The sequence below is a fragment of the uncultured Nostoc sp. genome, from assembly GCF_937863485.1.
Taxonomy (GTDB): Bacteria; Cyanobacteriota; Cyanobacteriia; order Cyanobacteriales; family Nostocaceae; genus Nostoc.
The window spans coordinates 1-18,449 of the sequence record NZ_CALMFY010000167.1 but is presented as its reverse complement, the minus strand read 5'-3'; the positions used below and the strand labels follow the sequence as shown (position 1 = coordinate 18,449).

Here is an 18,449-nt window from a genome sequence, read left to right as displayed (position 1 = left end):
TTTATGCAAACAGCAGTAACTTTTATTATTTTCAAGCGCCCAGAAACAACAGAGAAAGTTTTTAATGCTATTCGCCAAGCCAAGCCAACAAAACTTTTTGTAATTGCAGATGGTCCCCGCACTGACCGTGAAGGTGAAGCAGAAAAGTGTGAAGCAACTCGGGCAATCATCGAGAGAGTTGATTGGGACTGCGAAGTGATCAAGAATTATTCTAATATCAACTTAGGTTGTGCAAAACGAGTATCTAGTGGTTTAGATTGGGTATTTAATAATGTTGAAGAGGCAATTATTTTAGAAGATGATTGTATCCCTCACCCAACATTTTTCAGATTTAGTGAAGAACTGCTGGAAAAATATAGAAACGATACTAGAATCGCGACAATCTCTGCTCAAAATCTTCAATTGGGACGAAAACACACAAATTACAGTTACTATTTTTCTCGCTATAACCACTGCTGGGGTTGGGCAAGTTGGAGACGTGCTTGGCAACATTATGATTTGACCATCAAACTCTGGAAAGAGGTACAAGCAGAAAATCTTTTACATGATATTCTTATAGACCCAAAAGCAGTAAATTTTTGGCGACGAATATTTCAATCTGTTTATAACAATCCTACAGGTATAACCTGGGATTACCAATGGACATTTGCTTGCTGGATACAAGGTAGCTTAAGTATTATTCCCAATATTAATTTAATCTCTAATGTTGGTGTTGGTGCAGACGCAACTCATTTCACTTCCAATCAAGAATTTTCCTTCATCAATATGCCGATGCAAGCGATGGAATTTCCTTTAAAACATCCACCGTTTATTGTGAGGAATATAGAGGCAGATAAATTTACCCAAAAAACAGTCTATAAAGCAACTGCATTGGATATTTTTAAAGAGGAAGTGAAGAAAAGATTGAATTACTCAACGATCAAAAAATAGTAATATATTTAGTAAATTAACAAATTAAATGTCAGCAATGAAGGTAAAATTAACAGAAAAAATATTAACTATTTTGCTATTACTCATTGCTGTAGGGGCATTAACAATCCACCCTGCACAAGAAATTTCTATGTCTACCCTTGGAGGCGATAAGGTAGATACTTTCTTGAATATAGTTTCATATTTAATTTTATTTTATTTCATAAGTTTATACTGGAAAGGTTTTATTTATGTAATTACCAAAAGTCCATTAGAGTTTTTTTTACTAACAATAGTTATATTTTCTATATTGTGGTCAGAAGACCTAAGTTCTACTCTAAAAGATATAAAAGGTCTAATCAGAATATATTTTATTGCAATCTATTTGGCAATGCGTTATCCCCTTAGGGAACAAATGAGGCTAATAGCTTGGGCACTTGGTGTAGCGGCATTATTATCTATGATATTCTCTGCATTCATGCCAGGTTATATTCACCAATCACCTGAATTAGTAAATATGTGGAGCGGAATTTTTGGTCATAAAAATGAATTAGGTTACATGATGGCTTGGAGCGCAGGAGTCTTTTTACACCTTGCTCTTAGTAGCCATCAATATCGCTGGTTGATGTGGGCACTATGTGGGATATCTATATGTCTAATTATTCTCTCACGTTCAACAACATCTTTAACGATCCTATTAGCAATGATATTATTTTTACCTTTCTACAAATCCCTGAAAAAAACTAATTATAAATTACAAGTTATTATGATAACTTCAGCTTTAATGTTACTCATTATTTTTTCAATATTACTTCTCAATAATGCTGAAACTGTAGTTGGTACTTCTGGTAAAGACCTTACATTCAATGGACGCTCTGACCTCTGGGGGCTAGTGATTTCCAAGATTTTGGAAAGACCTTGGCTAGGTTATGGATTTTCAGGATTTTGGACTAGTAATACTGCATCTAATCTCAGAGCTACTTATGATTGGGCAAGTAATGCTCACAATGGTTTTTTAGAACTATTGTTAGAATTAGGGTTATTAGGTTTTTTGACTTTTGTAGCAGGGTTTGTCCGGTTTTTTGTAATGGCATTGACTCGAATTATTTATATCGCCAAAAAACCGGAAGATTATTGGCCAATGCAGATGCTACTTATCATTGTCATAGTGAATTTCTCAGAAGCCAGATTATTAACTCCTAGTTGGAATTGGTTAATGTATGTCACAACGTCGTTATCTTTGACTCTTGAATATCAACGAAATCATAAAAATATTTTAGTCGATTAGCTATTATCGCAGTCAGAAATAATTTTAGTGATTATAAAGTTAATAAAAATGAAAGTTTTACATATTAGTACCAATGATATTAGTGGAGGTGCAGCGAGGGCTGCATATCGTTTGCATACAGGTTTAGAGGATATAGGACTAGAATCAAAAATGTTAGTTCAGGAAAAATATAGTAATGATAAAACAGTAATTGCACCTAATATTAAACTCTTTCAAGGCATTGCTAAGGCAAAGTTGACAATTGAAAGTTTACCATTAAAGCTTTATCCTCAAAAGAAAAAGACTCCATTTTTCATTCAATGGTTGCCAGATAGAGTTATTCCTAAAGTTGCTCAGATTAATCCAGACATAATTAATTTGCATTGGATTAGTGCAGGTTTTATGCAGATAGAAACATTCCCTAAACTGAAGCGTCCTCTAGTTTGGACTCTCCATGACATGTGGGGGTTTACTGGCGGATGTCACGTTACTGGAGAATGCGATCGCTATAAAGTATCCTGTGGAGCTTGTCCTCAACTCAACAGTGGTAAAGAATGGGATTTATCCCGTTGGGTATGGCAACGCAAAGTAAAAGCTTGGAAAAATTTGAATTTAACTTTAGTTTCACCAAGTCATTGGTTAGCGCAGCGCGCTCATTCCAGTTCTTTGTTTCAAAATTTGCGAGTTGAGGTAATTCCCCACGGACTGGATACTCAAAAATATCGACCGATTAATCAACATTTTGCACGAGAAGCACTCAATCTACCCCAAGATAAGAAGCTGATACTGTTTGGAGCGATAGAAGCAACAAGCGATAGAAATAAAGGATTTCATTTGTTGCAACCAGCTCTACAAGAATTGAGTAAATCTGGCTGGAAGGATGACTTAGAAGTTGTGATTTTTGGAGCATCTCAACCCGATAATCCACCTGATTTGGGCTTAAAAACACACTATTTGGGACACTTACACGATGATATATCTTTAGCAACTGTTTACTCAGCAGCTGATGTGATGCTTGTACCGTCTCTTCAAGAGTCTTTTGGACAGACAGCTTCTGAATCACTCGCTTGTGGTACTCCAGTTGTTGCGTTTAATTCTACTGGCTTAAAAGATATTGTTGATCATCAGCAGAACGGGTATTTAGCTAAACCTTATGAAGTTGAGGATTTTGCTAAAGGAATTACCTGGGTACTTGAAAATGAGCAGAGATTGCACAAGCTGTCATTCTATGCTCGTGAGAAAGCCGAACAAGAATTCACTTTGGAACTTCAAGCACGTCGTTATTCAGTTTTGTTTCAAGAAATATTGTTTATGGCAAATAAATCTTCATTTATTAATTAACTTAGTAAATAAACACTTCATAATATGTCAATACCTATAGCGTTTATAATTTGTACAGAACCTGGTCGTTTACAAGGTCAATCTTTGATGCTTGCAGAAAGTATTCGTAAGTTCTGCGGTGAATTGAAAAATACACCTATATATAGTTTTCATCCTAGAGTGGGTGAACCGATATCAAAGCAAACCCAACAAGCATTTGAAGCGTTGCAGGTGACTCATCAACAAGTTCCTATCAATCAAGAATTTCATGAATATTATTTAGCCAATAAACCTCTGGTTTGTGGCTATGCCGAACAACATATCGATGCAGAAATATTAGTTTTTTTAGACAGTGACAAATGCTTTTTTTATGAGCCAAAGGAATTTTTATTGCCAGTAAATTGTAACATTCGCATACGTCCTGAGTATGGTCAAGGAATTGGTTCTACAGGTCTGCGAGACCCTCAAGAATGGTACTGGCAAAAACTATATGAAGTGCTGAATGTGAAGCGTGAGGTATTTGTTGACACACCAATTGGTAATAAAAAAATCAGAGCCTACTGGAATTCTGGTTTGGTTGCTGTAAGAAGGAGTGTAGGTATATTTACTGCCTGGAAAGAAAACTTTGAGAAGGTAATGCGTATGAATATTACCCCTCCTCAAGGGATTTATTTTGTGGAACAGTCAGTCTTATCTGTGACTTTATGCTCGCTGGAAGAAAATATTTCTCATTTTTCTTCTGCTTACAGTTATCCATTACCTTTACACAATCGCTTATCTAAAGAATCAAGACTTAAAGCTTGGGATGACATAGTGTCGATACATTATTTTAATTTGTTTTTTTATAATGATTGGAATTCACAAATTCAAAGCTTAAAAAACTTTAATCGAAGTTCAGATAAATATCAATGGTTATGCGAAGGAGTTGTTAGATATAAGATGCCGCGCACATCAGTAATGCACCGATATATGTTGACTGTGAGGAAAATAGAACAAAAGCTACGCGTGTTTAAATTGAATAGTCAAGTGAGTAATTGGATAGAAAAAATTGCAAAGTTTTAAATGATTATTATCACCTTTGAGTTACATACTTAATTGAGGCAAAGTATTTAAATGTTATTTCACGGTTTTTATATTTTTAGTACTCGGCCGCTTATTGTTTCCTTTCTTGGAAGCTATCCTTTACTGGGGGGAGTGGTTTACGAAAAAAGCAAAATCACATATCAACCTCTACCTAAATGGTTTCGTCCTAAACACGTTTTAGAACATATCCCTGGGTGGTGTGGAACACCTAAGCAAATTTTACTAAGAAAGATAAAAGCAACCATACATGGCGTTGAGGGAAGAACGCATCACTTAATGGTAAATGCGTCAGATGAAGAAGAATTGCGAAAACGTTTTTTAATTCGTGGAGCGCACTTCAACCAAAATTTTTATATTAATGAATATTTATATCAAGTTATCGAGCAACCAAAGCTTTATGATGCAATTTACACGGCACAACTCAATCAATCAAAGCGTCTTTGGCTGGCAAAAAACGTAGAGAAATTGATGGTTGTATCCTATGGTGGTGACTTACATAAATTCTGTCCGGAATTGAAATATGCAGATTTTAACAAAGAATTTATTGCACGTACAGAGTTAGCAAAAAAGTATAATCAATCCTCTGTCGGTTTGATTCTTTCAGCAGTCGAAGGAGCAAATTTAGCATCAAGCGAGTACTTACTGTGCGGAATTCCTGTTGTCAGTACTCCAAGTAAAGGTGGACGAGATGAATTTTTTACTCCTGAGAACTCCGTTATTGTTGCTCCAGAGTCTGAGAAAGTTGCTGAAGCTGTGCAAACTTTAAAACAGTTAGCACCTGACCCAAAAAAGATTCGAGAACAAACTCTGAAAAAAATGAATGATTGGAGGTTAGCTTATTGCACTTATATCGCTAATCTTATTGAACAAGAAGGTGGTAGAAAAATACAACCAGATGTCATGAGGGAAAAATACTTTGCTGCGCCGAATGGCATTCAATCTCGATATATAAAATTAGAAGAATTGCATAAATATAATTGGAAAGATTTTCAAGAGCTTTTTTCTATCTAACAAACGAAACAAGCCTTTAATTTTTGTTTTATAAAATTAGATTAACATCATAAAAAATACTCCATGAAGCAACCACAGTTAGCAGTAATAATGACTTGTTTTAACAGGCGTGAGACAACTCTGAATTGTCTGCGTGCCTTAGCTCAACAAACAAAGTCTTTTGATGTTTACTTAACCGATGATGGAAGTTATGACGGCACTTCAAAGGCAGTGAAAGTTTTTTATCCACAAGTCCAGATTCTTCAAGGCAATGGGAATCTATTCTGGGTGGGAGGAATGAGACTAGCGTTTGCTGAAGCAATGCAAAAAGATTATGACTATTATCTCTGGTTGAATGACGACACAATACTAGAATCAAACACCCTAGAACGTCTATCGACGCTTCATCAACAATTATTAGAATCTGTCCGAGAAAATTCAATATTAGTTGGTACGACTCAAGATTCAATAACAAGAGAAGCTTCATACGGCGGTGCAGTGAAATCTTGCAAATGGTACTCTAATAAATATGAATTTTTAGGCTCAACTCAGGTTTTTCAAGAATGTGACACGATGTTTGGTAACTGCGTGCTAATTCCTCGTGCGGTTGTAAAGAAAGTAGGGAATCTTGATGCAGCATTTATCCACAGTTTAGGAGACCTAGATTATGGTTTGAGAGCAAGAAAGAATGGTTGCTCGATATGGGTTGTACCTGGATATGTCGGAACCTGTGGTAAAAACTCAATCCGCAATAGTTGGGTAGATACAAAATTATCTGTTTTAGAACGCTTAAGAAAGGTAATTCAAGTCAAAGCATTTCCACTCAAACCTTGGACTGAATTCTGTCGTCGCCATTCTGGGTTTTTCTGGGTAATTTATTGGTGTTTACCTTATCTCCGAGCCATTATTGGTTACAAAAACTTGGCTGCATCTCCCACATTTGCAGAAGAAATTCCACAAAGTAGTTCGCAACCTTAAGGAGTTCCAAAATGCAGCGACGGCTTGGTTTTTTAGCGGCAGCACCTCGGATTTCAACACATCCTGATGCAGAAATGTCTGGGCCCCGTTCCCGAATTTTAGGAATCCTGAAGGGCTTTCAAACACTTGAGTGGAAAATCGAAACATTTATTGTCGGAGATAAAGTTTCAAAAAAATGGTCGGCGAATGGTTCTGGTGAATTAATCAGCAAAGGATTTTTCTACACCTTAGCAGTAGATTTTATGCGTATCGGGCTTGGTGTCATTAACTCCTGGAGAAGCTACCAAGAACTTAAAAATCAAGTTGATTGGGTCTATGAGTACGCTGCGACTTTGCAATGTTTGGGCTGGATATTCCAACGTCAGGGAATACCTTGGATTTTGCAAGCTGAAGCATTACTTTTTTATGAAGCAAAAGCAGAACGAAAAGCATTGATCCTGTATAGATTAGCTCAATGGATGGAAATTAGAGCATATCAAAAATGTGATGTTTTAGCCTGTGGAAGTGAAACTTTAAAAGAAATTTTAGTAGAGGATTTTGGAATTTCAAGTGAAAAAATTGTCTTGATACCAAACGGAGTTGATATTGATTTTATTAATCCTAAAATACATGTCCCCAAGCGAATATTTTCAGGTTTTACTATAGGTTTTATAGGTAGTTTATATGCTTGGGCTGGTTTAGACTTATTAGTAGAAGCAATATCTGAATTACGAGCCGAAGGCTTAGACATTTCGTTGGTAGTAGTAGGCGATGGTGCAATGAAATCTGCTTGGGAAAAGCAGAGTCAAGAATTAGGTATTTCGCCTTATGTAGCTTTTATAGGTCGAGTTTCTTGGCTAGAAGTACCCCAGTATATCGCTGGATTTGATGTTGGTTACTCTGGGCAAGTTCAACTAAAAATGGGGAAAATGTATCTTTCACCTATGAAACTTTATGAATACATGGCAATGGCTAAACCAGTCATAGCATCAGCTTTTGAAGATGCTAAACGGTTGATTTGCGATCGCAAAACAGGTTTCCTATTTAAACCAGGTGATAAAAATGATTTAAAACGTACCTTATTGGAAGCTTATCAGAAAAGAGAAACACTGGCAGAAATGGGACAATTTGCTTGTATTGAGATAGTAAATCATCACAGTTGGGCTGCTAGAGTACAGAACTTAGTTGAAGGTGCTGAACAAATCTTGAAAAAACAGCGATCGCATACTCAGTAGTATTAAACCTTTACTCATATAATCTAATACTAAAAAAATTTATGATCCGGACTTCATCTTATAAACTTCTTGGTATTCAAGTGGATGCCCTTTCTATCCCTGAGTTGAATTTTTTGATTAAAGAATCTATTGAGCAAAATCAGAAATTGATTATTGCTAATCACAACTTGCATAGTCTTTATCTCTTCCATAATGATCCAACAATGCAAGCTTTTTATGCCAAGGCAGAATATATCCACATTGATGGTATGCCTCTATTGTTTATTGGAAAGCTGTTGGGTTTTCCAATGAAACGAGAACAAAGAGTAACCTATGCTGACTGGGTATGGCCTCTGATGGCAGAAGCAGCTGATAAAGACTGGCGTGTATTTTATTTAGGTTCAAAGCCAGGAGTTGCTGAACAAGGAGCAAGTATTTTGCGTCAGAGATTTCCTGGTTTACAGATTTCTTGCGCTCATGGCTACATTGATATGAATAAAGATAGTCAAGAAAATCTTGCCACTCTGGCTGCAATTAATGCTTACAAACCCCATATATTAATGGTGGGGATGGGTATGCCACGCCAAGAGTATTGGATTTCCGAAAATCTTGAACATATTCACACCAACACCATTTTGACTAGTGGAGCCTGCATGGACTATGTATCAGGAGCAATACCCACTCCTCCTCGCTGGATGGGAAAGGTCGGCTTGGAATGGTTGTATCGCTTGTTGTGTGAACCTAAAAGACTTTGGAGACGTTACTTACTTGAGCCTTGGTTTGTTGGCACATTATTTTTACGAGAAATTTGGAGTATTTCAAGTAAACAAAAAAGAAATAAAATGCTGCTATTTCTTAGTACAAGATTTCACAAGTTTGTAGCGTGATTGAGTCTCGCCAGGCCTTACCAGTAGGTCGCTCAATTCGTCATGAATTTATAAAATACTGGTAATACCAATTCTGTATGAAGATGCGCCAAACTATATGAGGAACGAACCGCATACTCCTGCAAAGAAGCAAGCTACGCGCAGCGCGATGCCCTGAGCGGCTGGTGAACGCAGTCGAACCATGCCGTAAAGCCTGCGGCATAGCTACGCCCTAAGCGCCAGCCTCTCTAAGAGTTGGGTCTCCAAGAGTTGAACGCATAGACACGTACTCCTACGGAGAAGCAAGCTACGCAAAGCGCCTCGTAAAGCCTGCGGCATCGCAACTCTTAGAGACGCTCTTGCGTTTGCTTAGGGTGCAGCCTCTCCAAGAGTTGAGAAGTGGCTGACCGTAGGGTAGGACACAAAGAAAGAAAATAAGAAGCCAAGAAAATTTGGCGCAGCCTCACAAAGAAATGGTATAAGGCTTAATCATTAATTATAATACTTCTCAATTGAACGCAATACAGACCTAACAAGAACCGCCCCAACCCTTGTAGCGTTGGGGAGTAAATTCAAAGCCTCTGATGCCACATGCAAGGCTCGTCGGCAGAGCCGGACGCCAGTCGTTCATGTACAGCCCTTCTCAAGACAGGAGACGCTCTTGAAAAGGGCATCCTACGGCAGGCGCTAGCCTCTCACGAATGGGAGAAGACCGCGCTGGCTTCCCAACGTAGTGGCTCCTCCTTTTAGGAGAGAGGTCAAAGTGGATTGCGTACAAACGAAAAGCGCTACAGTCAAGATGTTTTATTCAACTTTCATCCTTGTAAATAAGGAAGAATCTCGCCACATACTTCGTTCAGAATGACACTTAAAAGCGCTATTTACATCTGGGTGCGAGTATAAGTTGCTTATTGAAAAGCTTGAGCAATAGCCTTGCGGGCAAGTTTAGGTTTCAGGTTCTCATCGAAGGGAAGCGGACGCAGAAATTTCTGGAACTCTGGATTATCCTTGTATTTTTGTGGCATCCATTGAGGATAACGTATCCAGGTGTGACGATCAGTAATTCCCCATGTAATCACGGTATCAACTCCACCTGCAAAGCACAGCTCAAGAAATCGCTTGTAACCATCCGCTACCATTTGATCGAGCTTTTCAATACTATCAGGAAATGGAGTATCAATAATAATATCTAATTCAGTGATTACTGGTTTAACTTCCAGGTCTTTTAACCGTTTTAAGACGCTACTAAATCCTTTCTCGTCAAAAGGATAGTTCTTAGAAAACCATAGATGCGATTGCAGACCTGCCCAGTCAAGTTTGACCCCATTATTTTTCAGATATTCCACCATTTTTAAATAATGGTCTGATTTCCATGTAGCGCCTTCAATGCCAAAATCATTTAGGCAAAATTTCTTATTTCTATCAACTTCAGCTGCTATTAAAAATAAGTCTCTAATCAATTCTGGTTTTACCCCTCTACGCAAACCATAGCGGTTGTCAGTTCCATCTGGAGTATCAGCGATAATTTCGTTGGCAATATCCCAAGATTTTAAAACCGGACTCTTGCGATAATGCCCCATGACACCAGTAACATGGCGTTCGAGCATTTTAAGAGTAGGGGGGTAAGGAACCCAGTCTGGTTTTGACAAGTGCCAAAAAAGGGTATGACCATGCATTGTCATATTATGCTTTTGGCAGAAATTGGCGATCGCATCTGCTGATTCAAAGGTAAATTTTCCTGGCTCTGGTTCAGTGCCGGCCCATTTTAATTCACCATTTGGTGTCGCAATCGAACATTCACGAGCAATCAGGTCAGCGTAATCCTTCTCTTTTCGCAAAAAGTCACCATCAATTGCTGTGCCATAACGCTTTCCTTTGGCGGCAGCTAATTGCCGAAGTGGAGAATTTACATTTTTAATTGGATTATTTGCTGCGATAGAATTCGTGCTCTGGTCTTCTCTTTGCTTATCCTTTTGTAAAAACCCCATAGTCAATAAGGCAGAAAGGGTAGTATATCCTGCTCTTGTTAAAAATTTTCTCCGATAAGGCATAAATTGTATTTAATAAAAAACACATAGTTTATTATATTACAGAATAATTTTTGATACTTTTTGGGGGTTTAGTAATGATTCCCACAAAACCATTGTATTCCAAAGAGCTAAAGCTACTGTTTGTCTCCCTCTTCAGTAACTTTTTTAAAATATATTGTACTAATATTAACAAAGAATTCTAAGTATTTATCGGTCTTCATCCAGATATACGGCAATACGCTTGGGTTAGAGCCACATAAAATATATTGTGTAGGTTGGGGAGCCACAGTGCCCAAGCGGGTTTCCCGACTTGTCCCTTGCGCGTCTCCCCTTATCACATTGGGAGAGGCTAACGCCAAAAGAGAAGCAAGTAGCGTTTGAGAAACGAAACCCAACCTAGACGTGCCTTAATCCGCCTCCTTTGTCTACGTTCAACCCAACCTACAATTATTCTTAACTGAACTGTATTGAGATATTGCCAAACAGCAAGTAGACGAAGCCAAAGCAGTTCTCAACCGGATTAACACCACTGCTAGTAAACAATTAGCTGAAGCCAAAGCAGCACTCACCCGCACTAATGCCACTGGTAGCAAACAAGTTAGTGAAGCCAAAGCCACACTCACCAGTATTGCAGAAGTCCGACCTGTAGATGTAGCCGCAGCCAAGACAGAAGTTGAAAATGCGATCGCCACACTCAAACATGCCCAAACCGAGTTGGCGGGAGCCTACATCAAAGCACCGATGGCGGGACATATCCTTTACTCTGATGTTTCTGACCACTTGCCAGAATACGCCACCCTCAAAGCAATGGGATACACTGATAACTATCTCTTAAGAGTCCTAATTCAAGAAGCATTGTTATTAGCTATCTTAGGTTTTCTTCCTGGATTCATCCTTTCTTTTGGATTGTATCAAGTCACCTACGCTGCCACAATGCTTCCTATTTTTATGAAAATGGAACGGGCAATACAAGTTTGGATTTTGACCGTGATCATGTGTAGTGTTTCTGGGGCGATCGCTATGCGGAAGTTACGAACTGCTGACCCGGCGGATGTTTTTTAATGTCAATAGTCAGGAGTTAGAATAGAGAGTTTTTTTAACGCCCTAAGCAAGAGTGTATTGTACACAATTAATAACCGCAAGAGAAAATGTGCGAATGTCCTTAGAGTTGCATGACGATTTTTTGAATCAAGATATTGACGCCAAAGCGATCGCAATTTTGTCAACTGTCGGTTTAGCAGATCGTGTAGATTACTACCCAGAGAAACTATCTGGAGGGCAAAAGCAACGGGTAGCGTTGGCGTAGCCCGCCGTAGGCATCGCTCGTGCCTTAGTCAGCCATCCTAAGATTGTCTTAGCAGATGAACCCACTGCTGCACTTGACAAAAAATCTGGGCGCGATGTTGTAGAAATAATGCAGAAGCTAGCTAAAGAACAAGGCTGTACGATTTTGCTAGTTACCCACGATAATCGCATTTTCGATATTGCCGATCGCATCATTTATGTGCCCTTACAATGTGGTCTATTTACCTGAAAATAGTTGTAATAATGGCTGCTTAGAGGTCATTTATAAACTAAAAGTAAAGATAAAGTCGAATTTAATAAGCGAAATACCTAATTGCTTTCTCAAAATGCCTGATTGCTTTCTCATTTCAGTAGATTCAGCAAGCAATCAGGCATATTGCTTTCTCAAAATGCTTGATTGCTTTCTCATTTCGGTAGATTCAGCAAGCATTTCGGTAAATTCAGCAAGCAATCAGGCATATTGCTTTCTCAAAATGCCTGATTGCTTTCTCATTTCGGTAGATTCAGCAAGCAAAATGGCATATTGCTTTCTTTAAATGCTTGATTGCTTTCTCATTTGAGTAATTCACGCATTCACTTTGGTGTATCCTTGAGCCGAAAGCTTGCGATGTCTACGACGGGCTATGACGCTCGAAGACTCGCTAACGCTTCGCTATCGGCGTCGCCTTTGATTCATTCAGCAAAAATCGTTCAACGGCTTAGTGTACTAATATAGTTTTATAAATTAGGTTTCTAGCTCTTGTTATGACAACTCAGTTCTCATGGGCTAAACAGTGGTATCCTATTATCCCTTTAAGCTACTTAGATATTTTGAATCCCACTCCTATCACTCTTCTGGGGAAAAAGCTGGTGATTTGGAGAGACAAAAATCAAAAGTGGATAGTAATGGATGATGTTTGTCCTCATAAGTTGGTGCGACTATCTATGGGAAGCATCACTGAAGATGGAAACTTAATGTGTAGACATCACGGTTGGTGTTTTAACAGTGAAGGGAAATGCATTCATATTCCCATGTTGGCTGGTAGCCAAGCAGAAGTAACTGCTTGTGATAGTTTAAGGTCAAGAGTTACTACATATCCTACACAAGTTACCCAAGAATTGCTTTGGGTATGGCCAGATGATAGTTCAACAGCCTTTGAGGATTGTAACTCCAAGCAGCCAGCAATCATACCTGAGTCCGAACTAGATATATCTTCTACTTCCTGGCACATGACAGAAGTTCCTGTTGGTTATACCGTATCTGTTGAAAGTACTTTTGATCCTTCTCATGCAGAATTTCTTCATGAAGGAATAGGTATTTTTTCACCTAAAACAGCTGTGCCTATGGAACATTTTGAATCTGTTGGAGAAATATCTGCTCAAGAAGGTTTTACTCTCAAACATCAAGGCTACAATCTCTTCAACAAAGATATGGAAGCGATGCGGAAGTTTATTCCACCCTCTTCTAATACTACGATATATCGTTACCCCAACGGCAAAACTAATATTTTTCAGTTGTATTTTGTTCCTACACAACCAGGTTACTGTAGGTACATAGGCAAGTTTATTTCTGATGGAAGTTTAGTTAAAAGAAATTTTTGGTTAGAGATTCTTCCAAAGGATTTACAAACTGGGTTACAGCACTTATCCACGTACAAGTTAAGTGACCAAGATTTATCAGCTATGCATTCTCAGGAAGTGAATCAGTCATTGTTAGATACAAAATGGCAAAAGGCATACTTTATGCCTTCTCCGGCTGATGTGGGTATTATAACTTTCAGAAAATGGCTAGACGAATTTGCTGGAGGTAGTCCTTCATGGCAAGGGTGTGTAGAAGGCAGTTTTAAACAATTGAATGATGAACAACTATATGACCGATGGCATAGACATACAAAGCATTGTCCAAGTTGTCGTAATTCTCTGGTTCTTATAGAAAAGGTACAAAGATTTTCTAATATTTGCACTTTGATATTTGCACTTTTAACATTGGTTTTTATCTTGACTGGTCTTCATCTAAGTTTGGTATTGATATCAACGATCATTGCAGTCTTGAGTTCTTTATTATCGTATAAATCGAACGATATTAAACAACTTTTTCTTAGTAGTATTCCCAATAAAGGTTTACCTTTGGTCAAACTTTATGGTAGCAATGCAGAAAAGTGAGTTTATAGCTCAAACTCAATAAGCATTATTTGTCAACAAATCTCTTGTGGCGAGCCTCCAAACTTTGGAGGCTGCTTTGTCTTACAAGCAAATGGAGATTTATGTTGTGGTCGAATTGAGAAGTCAAAAGTCAATAAGATTTCCTCATTTTGGTAAATTTCCTCATTTCGGGAATATTTTGTATCAGAGATTCCCGACCCTATACCCCACAAAAAAGAAGAAACTGCCTGAAAGTATTATCAAACAAAGACTTCAGTTATTGAGTACATTATTAATACATATTAATAGATGCAATATTGCAGATGAGATATTAATAGATGCAGTATTTGTTGAAAGTTAATTTAAGAGCTAAAAGCCATCAGTAAATTATCCTTTAAACACAGAGTAAATCCTAGTGATAAATCTTGAATGCATATAATCCACTCACTTTCTAGTTCGGGCTATTTCTGATTCTTATATTCACGTGTTCTGATAATGCAGCTTAGAGGCGGGGACAAAAATCATATTATGAACAAAACTTTTGCAACCATCGACGGGAATGAGGCTGTCGCCCGTGTTGCTTACAAATTAAATGAAGTGATTGCCATTTATCCGATCACCCCCTCTTCAGCAATGGGTGAATGGGCAGATGCTTGGTCAGCAGAAGGTCGTCCCAACCTCTGGGGTACTGTTCCCAGTGTCGTGCAAATGCAGAGCGAGGGAGGAGCCGCAGGTGCTGTGCATGGGGCATTGCAAACAGGTTCCTTGAGTACCACCTTCACGGCATCTCAGGGATTATTGTTGATGATACCCAATTTATACAAAATTGCTGGTGAACTGACTAGCGCTGTGGTTCACGTTGCCGCCCGCTCTCTGGCTACCCACGCTTTATCAATTTTTGGCGATCATAGCGATGTGATGGCAGCTCGTGCTACTGGTTTTGCTTTGCTGTGTTCGGCTTCGGTGCAAGAAAGTCAAGATTTTGCTCTCATCGCCCATGCTGCTACCTTAGAAGCGCGAGTCTCGTTTATGCACTTCTTTGATGGCTTCCGCACATCACATGAAGTGCAGAAGGTGAAACTGCTCTCAGATAGCGATTTGCGATCGCTCATCCACGATCACCTGATACTCGCCCACCGTAGCCGTGCGCTCACCCCAGATCGTCCAGTCTTGCGGGGTACTGCCCAAAACCCCGATGTCTACTTCCAAGGACGTGAAGGCGCTAACCCTTACTACAATGCTTGTCCAGAAATTGTCCAGCGGATCATGGATGAATTTGGAGAATGCACGGGAAGGCATTATCAAATCTATGAATATTACGGGGCCAACGATGCTGATCGCGTTATCGTTCTTATGGGTTCAGGCTGTGAAACCGTCCATGAAACAGTAGATTATCTTAACGCCCGTGGTGAAAAACTTGGTGTAGTGAAAGTGCGACTTTACCGCCCCTTTGATGTCCAAAGGTTTGTTGCAGTATTGCCAACTAGTGTAAAAGCGATCGCAGTTCTTGACCGCACCAAAGAAGCAGGTAGCGCCGGGGAACCGTTGTATTTGGATGTTGTAGCTGCTATCCATGAGGCGTGGGGAGCAGGGGGAGAAAATACTCTCTCATTCCCTAAAATCATTGGTGGTCGTTACGGTCTTTCTTCTAAGGAATTTACTCCGGCGATGGTGCAGGGCATTTTTGACAACCTTGCTCAAGCTAAACCGAAAAATCACTTTACTATTGGGATTAATGACGACGTTAGTCATACTTCCTTGAGTTTTAACCCTAATTTCTCCACTGAATCGGATAATGTTGTTCGGGCAATGTTCTATGGATTAGGTGCTGATGGCACTGTTGGGGCTAACAAAAACTCCATCAAGATTATTGGTGAAGAAACCGACAATTACGCCCAAGGCTACTTTGTCTTTGACTCCAAGAAATCTGGCTCAATGACCGTCTCTCACCTACGTTTCGGTAAAGAGCCAATTCGCTCCACCTACCTAATTGACCAAGCCAACTTTATTGGTTGTCATCACTGGGGATTTTTAGAACGCATAGATATTTTGAAGACTGCTATTCCTGGGGCGACTTTGCTGCTTAACAGTCCCTATGATGCAGATAGCGTTTGGGAAAATCTGCCGTTCAAAGTGCAGCAGCAAATTATCGATAAGCATTTGAAGTTATATACCATCAATGCTAGCGAGGTTGCCCGCGAAAGTGGCATGGGTGGGAGAATTAACACTATTATGCAGGTATGCTTCTTTGCCTTAGCGGGTGTCTTGCCACAAGAAGAAGCGATCACTAAAATCAAACAAGCGATTGACAAGACTTATGGTAAAAAAGGCGCAGAAGTTGTCCGCATGAATTTGCAAGCTGTAGACAACACCTTAGACAACTTGCATAAAGTACATGTACCACAGACAATCAACAATCCAAAATCCAAAATCCAAAATCCAAAATTGCTAGACTCCGCTCCCGAATTTGTCCGGGAAGTTCTGGGCAAAATCATGGTCTGGGAAGGTGATGACTTACCTGTTAGCACACTACCCGTTGATGGCACCTTTCCCGTAGGTACTGCCAAGTGGGAAAAACGTAACGTTGCCGAAGAGATACCTGTATGGGAGCCGGATGTCTGCATACAATGTGGTAAGTGCGTCATGGTTTGTCCGCACAGTGCCATCCGTGCAAAGGCTTATCAAGAGGATGAGTTAGTTAATGCACCAGAAACCTTCAAGTCAACTGATGCAAAAGATAAAGACTTTGCCAATCAAAAATTTACCATTCAAGTTGCCCCAGAAGATTGTACCGGATGCACTATTTGTGTAAATATTTGCCCTGCTAAAGATAAATCTGAGCCATTGCTGAAAGCGATTAATATGGCACAGCAGTTGCCTTTACAAGAGCTTGAGCGCAAAAACTGGGATTTCTTCTTGAGTTTGCCTAATCCTGACAGGCGATCGCTAAAATTAAACCAGATTCGCCAACAACAACTGCAAGAACCTTTATTTGAATTCTCTGGTGCTTGTGCAGGTTGTGGTGAGACACCTTATTTGAAATTATTAACACAATTGTTTGGCGATCGCGCCGTCATCGCCAATGCTACAGGTTGTTCCTCAATTTATGGCGGTAATCTCCCCACAACTCCTTGGACAACAAACGCCCAAGGACGCGGCCCCGCATGGTCTAATAATCTATTTGAAGATAACGCCGAATTCGGTTTTGGCTTCCGTCTTTCTCTCGACAAACAAGCTGAGTTTGCAGCAGAATTGTTGCAACAATTGGGGAGTGAAATAGATGAAAACCTTGTCTACTCTATCCTCAAAGCTGAACAAAAATCTGAAGCTGATATTTGGGAACAGCGGGAAAGAATAGAACTGTTGCAGCAGAAGTTAGATGAAATCGTAACTCTCGACCCCAATCTCAAATCAAAAATCCAAAATCTCAAATCCCTTGCTGATTACCTGGTGAGAAAAAGCGTCTGGATTGTTGGCGGTGACGGTTGGGCATATGACATTGATTTTGGTGGTATCGATCATGTAATTGCTAGTGGTCGAAATGTGAACATCTTAGTAATGGATACAGAAGTGTATTCTAATACAGGCGGTCAATCTTCTAAAGCTACACCACGAGCAGCAGTTGCTAAATATGCCGCCAGTGGTAAGCCTGCACCTAAGAAAGACTTAGGGATGATTGCCATGACCTACGGAAATGTTTACGTAGCGAGTGTAGCGCTTGGTGCTAGAGATGAACATACTCTCAAAGCATTTCTGGAAGCAGAAGCTTATGATGGGCCATCAATAATTATTGCTTACAGCCATTGCATCGCCCACGGCATTAACATGACCACAGGGATGAATCACCAAAAAACTCTGGTAGAATCAGGTCGTTGGTTGCTGTATCGGCATAATCCAGAGTTGCTCAACCAGGGTAAAAATCCTTTGCAATTGGATATGCGATCGCCTAAGCAATCGGTAGAAGATTCGATGTATCAAGAAAATCGCTTCAAAATGCTCACCAAGAGCAAACCCGACGTTGCCAAGCACTTGTTAGAACAAGCGCAAGCTGAGGTTGATGCACGTTGGCAAATGTATCAATATTTGGCAAAGCGCGACACTCTCTGAACATCTACCCTGGTTTTGGTGACAAACATCGCGATTGTGGTTATAAACATCGCGATGTTTGTCACAAATATTGCAATTTTACTTACTAAATACAGCATTTCATTAATTCGTAGCGAATTAAATTTGCTAATCTTTTGCAATACCAATGCGTCGGCTGCAATGTTAATGCATCGCTTTACAATGCCAATGCGTCGGCTGCAATATTAATGAATATATATACAATTCAAATGAGTCGGCTTCAAGATTAATGGATCTATATTCATTTAAAATTCTTGGTATT

The 18,449-nt window shown here is 39.4% G+C and carries 12 protein-coding genes and 2 pseudogenes; 12 read left to right on the top strand and 2 right to left on the bottom strand.

The window, feature by feature from the left end; all coding sequences use genetic code 11:
• Positions 1-3: 3 nt before the first annotated feature.
• From Q0541_RS22485 to Q0541_RS22450, 8 genes are all read left to right on the top strand, one after another.
• Positions 4-930 (top strand): glycosyltransferase family 2 protein, encoded by a 927-nt coding sequence (locus tag Q0541_RS22485; protein WP_298915599.1) that lies wholly within the window; start codon positions 4-6, stop codon positions 928-930.
• A gap of 28 nt (positions 931-958) precedes the next feature.
• Positions 959-2,197 (top strand): O-antigen ligase, encoded by a 1,239-nt coding sequence (locus Q0541_RS22480; RefSeq protein ID WP_298915597.1) that lies wholly within the window; start codon positions 959-961, stop codon positions 2,195-2,197.
• Positions 2,198-2,245: 48 nt separating this feature from the next.
• Positions 2,246-3,517 carry a glycosyltransferase family 4 protein gene (locus tag Q0541_RS22475; RefSeq protein WP_298915594.1) on the top strand — a complete coding sequence of 424 codons (1,272 nt, stop codon included), beginning with the start codon at positions 2,246-2,248 and terminating at the stop codon, positions 3,515-3,517.
• A 24-nt stretch (positions 3,518-3,541) separates the two neighbouring features.
• Complete coding sequence (locus Q0541_RS22470; protein WP_298915591.1) at positions 3,542-4,558, top strand: hypothetical protein; 1,017 nt, start codon at positions 3,542-3,544, stop codon at positions 4,556-4,558.
• 51 nt (positions 4,559-4,609) lie between these two features.
• Positions 4,610-5,590, top strand: a complete 981-nt coding sequence (locus tag Q0541_RS22465) for a glycosyltransferase (protein ID WP_298915588.1) — start codon at positions 4,610-4,612, stop codon at positions 5,588-5,590.
• Between the two features lie 63 nt (positions 5,591-5,653).
• A complete protein-coding gene (locus Q0541_RS22460; RefSeq protein WP_298915585.1) occupies positions 5,654-6,547 on the top strand; it encodes a glycosyltransferase family 2 protein in 894 nt (297 codons plus the stop codon).
• 11 nt (positions 6,548-6,558) lie between these two features.
• Positions 6,559-7,761 carry a glycosyltransferase gene (locus Q0541_RS22455; RefSeq protein WP_298915582.1) on the top strand — a complete coding sequence of 401 codons (1,203 nt, stop codon included), beginning with the start codon at positions 6,559-6,561 and terminating at the stop codon, positions 7,759-7,761.
• Positions 7,762-7,805: 44 nt separating this feature from the next.
• The gene (locus Q0541_RS22450; RefSeq protein ID WP_298915634.1) at positions 7,806-8,627 is read left to right on the top strand and encodes a WecB/TagA/CpsF family glycosyltransferase; all 822 of its coding nucleotides are present in this window, start codon (positions 7,806-7,808) and stop codon (positions 8,625-8,627) included.
• An 887-nt stretch (positions 8,628-9,514) separates the two neighbouring features.
• Here Q0541_RS22450 and Q0541_RS22445 read toward each other — a convergent pair.
• Together Q0541_RS22445 and Q0541_RS22440 are read right to left on the bottom strand one after the other, a co-directional pair.
• Entirely contained in the window at positions 9,515-10,594 is a 1,080-nt protein-coding gene (locus Q0541_RS22445) for an endo-1,4-beta-xylanase (protein ID WP_298915579.1), read from the bottom strand.
• Between the two features lie 473 nt (positions 10,595-11,067).
• Complete coding sequence (locus Q0541_RS22440; RefSeq protein WP_298915576.1) at positions 11,068-11,328, bottom strand: hypothetical protein; 261 nt, start codon at positions 11,326-11,328, stop codon at positions 11,068-11,070.
• A 61-nt stretch (positions 11,329-11,389) separates the two neighbouring features.
• Between Q0541_RS22440 and Q0541_RS22435 the strand changes: the two are divergent.
• The 4 genes and pseudogenes from Q0541_RS22435 to nifJ all read left to right on the top strand — a co-directional run.
• A pseudogene (locus tag Q0541_RS22435) lies at positions 11,390-11,698 on the top strand (FtsX-like permease family protein); the annotation flags it as partial.
• A gap of 70 nt (positions 11,699-11,768) precedes the next feature.
• Positions 11,769-12,170: pseudogene (locus tag Q0541_RS22430) on the top strand (ATP-binding cassette domain-containing protein); the annotation flags it as partial.
• Positions 12,171-12,685: 515 nt separating this feature from the next.
• A complete protein-coding gene (locus tag Q0541_RS22425; RefSeq protein ID WP_298915572.1) occupies positions 12,686-14,083 on the top strand; it encodes a Rieske 2Fe-2S domain-containing protein in 1,398 nt (465 codons plus the stop codon).
• Positions 14,084-14,590: 507 nt separating this feature from the next.
• Positions 14,591-18,169: a pyruvate:ferredoxin (flavodoxin) oxidoreductase gene (nifJ, locus tag Q0541_RS22420; protein WP_298915569.1), complete on the top strand. Its 3,579-nt coding sequence runs from the start codon at positions 14,591-14,593 to the stop codon at positions 18,167-18,169.
• Positions 18,170-18,449 lie beyond the last annotated feature (280 nt).

Coding starts and splice junctions, on each gene's coding strand:
- Q0541_RS22485 (WP_298915599.1), top strand. CDS start 4: ATGCAAACAGCAGTAACTTTTATTATTTTCAAGCGCCCAGAAACAACA.
- Q0541_RS22480 (WP_298915597.1), top strand. CDS start 959: ATGTCAGCAATGAAGGTAAAATTAACAGAAAAAATATTAACTATTTTG.
- Q0541_RS22475 (WP_298915594.1), top strand. CDS start 2,246: ATGAAAGTTTTACATATTAGTACCAATGATATTAGTGGAGGTGCAGCG.
- Q0541_RS22470 (WP_298915591.1), top strand. CDS start 3,542: ATGTCAATACCTATAGCGTTTATAATTTGTACAGAACCTGGTCGTTTA.
- Q0541_RS22465 (WP_298915588.1), top strand. CDS start 4,610: ATGTTATTTCACGGTTTTTATATTTTTAGTACTCGGCCGCTTATTGTT.
- Q0541_RS22460 (WP_298915585.1), top strand. CDS start 5,654: ATGAAGCAACCACAGTTAGCAGTAATAATGACTTGTTTTAACAGGCGT.
- Q0541_RS22455 (WP_298915582.1), top strand. CDS start 6,559: ATGCAGCGACGGCTTGGTTTTTTAGCGGCAGCACCTCGGATTTCAACA.
- Q0541_RS22445 (WP_298915579.1), bottom strand. CDS start 10,594: ATGGGGTTTTTACAAAAGGATAAGCAAAGAGAAGACCAGAGCACGAAT.
- Q0541_RS22425 (WP_298915572.1), top strand. CDS start 12,686: ATGACAACTCAGTTCTCATGGGCTAAACAGTGGTATCCTATTATCCCT.
- nifJ (WP_298915569.1), top strand. CDS start 14,591: ATGAACAAAACTTTTGCAACCATCGACGGGAATGAGGCTGTCGCCCGT.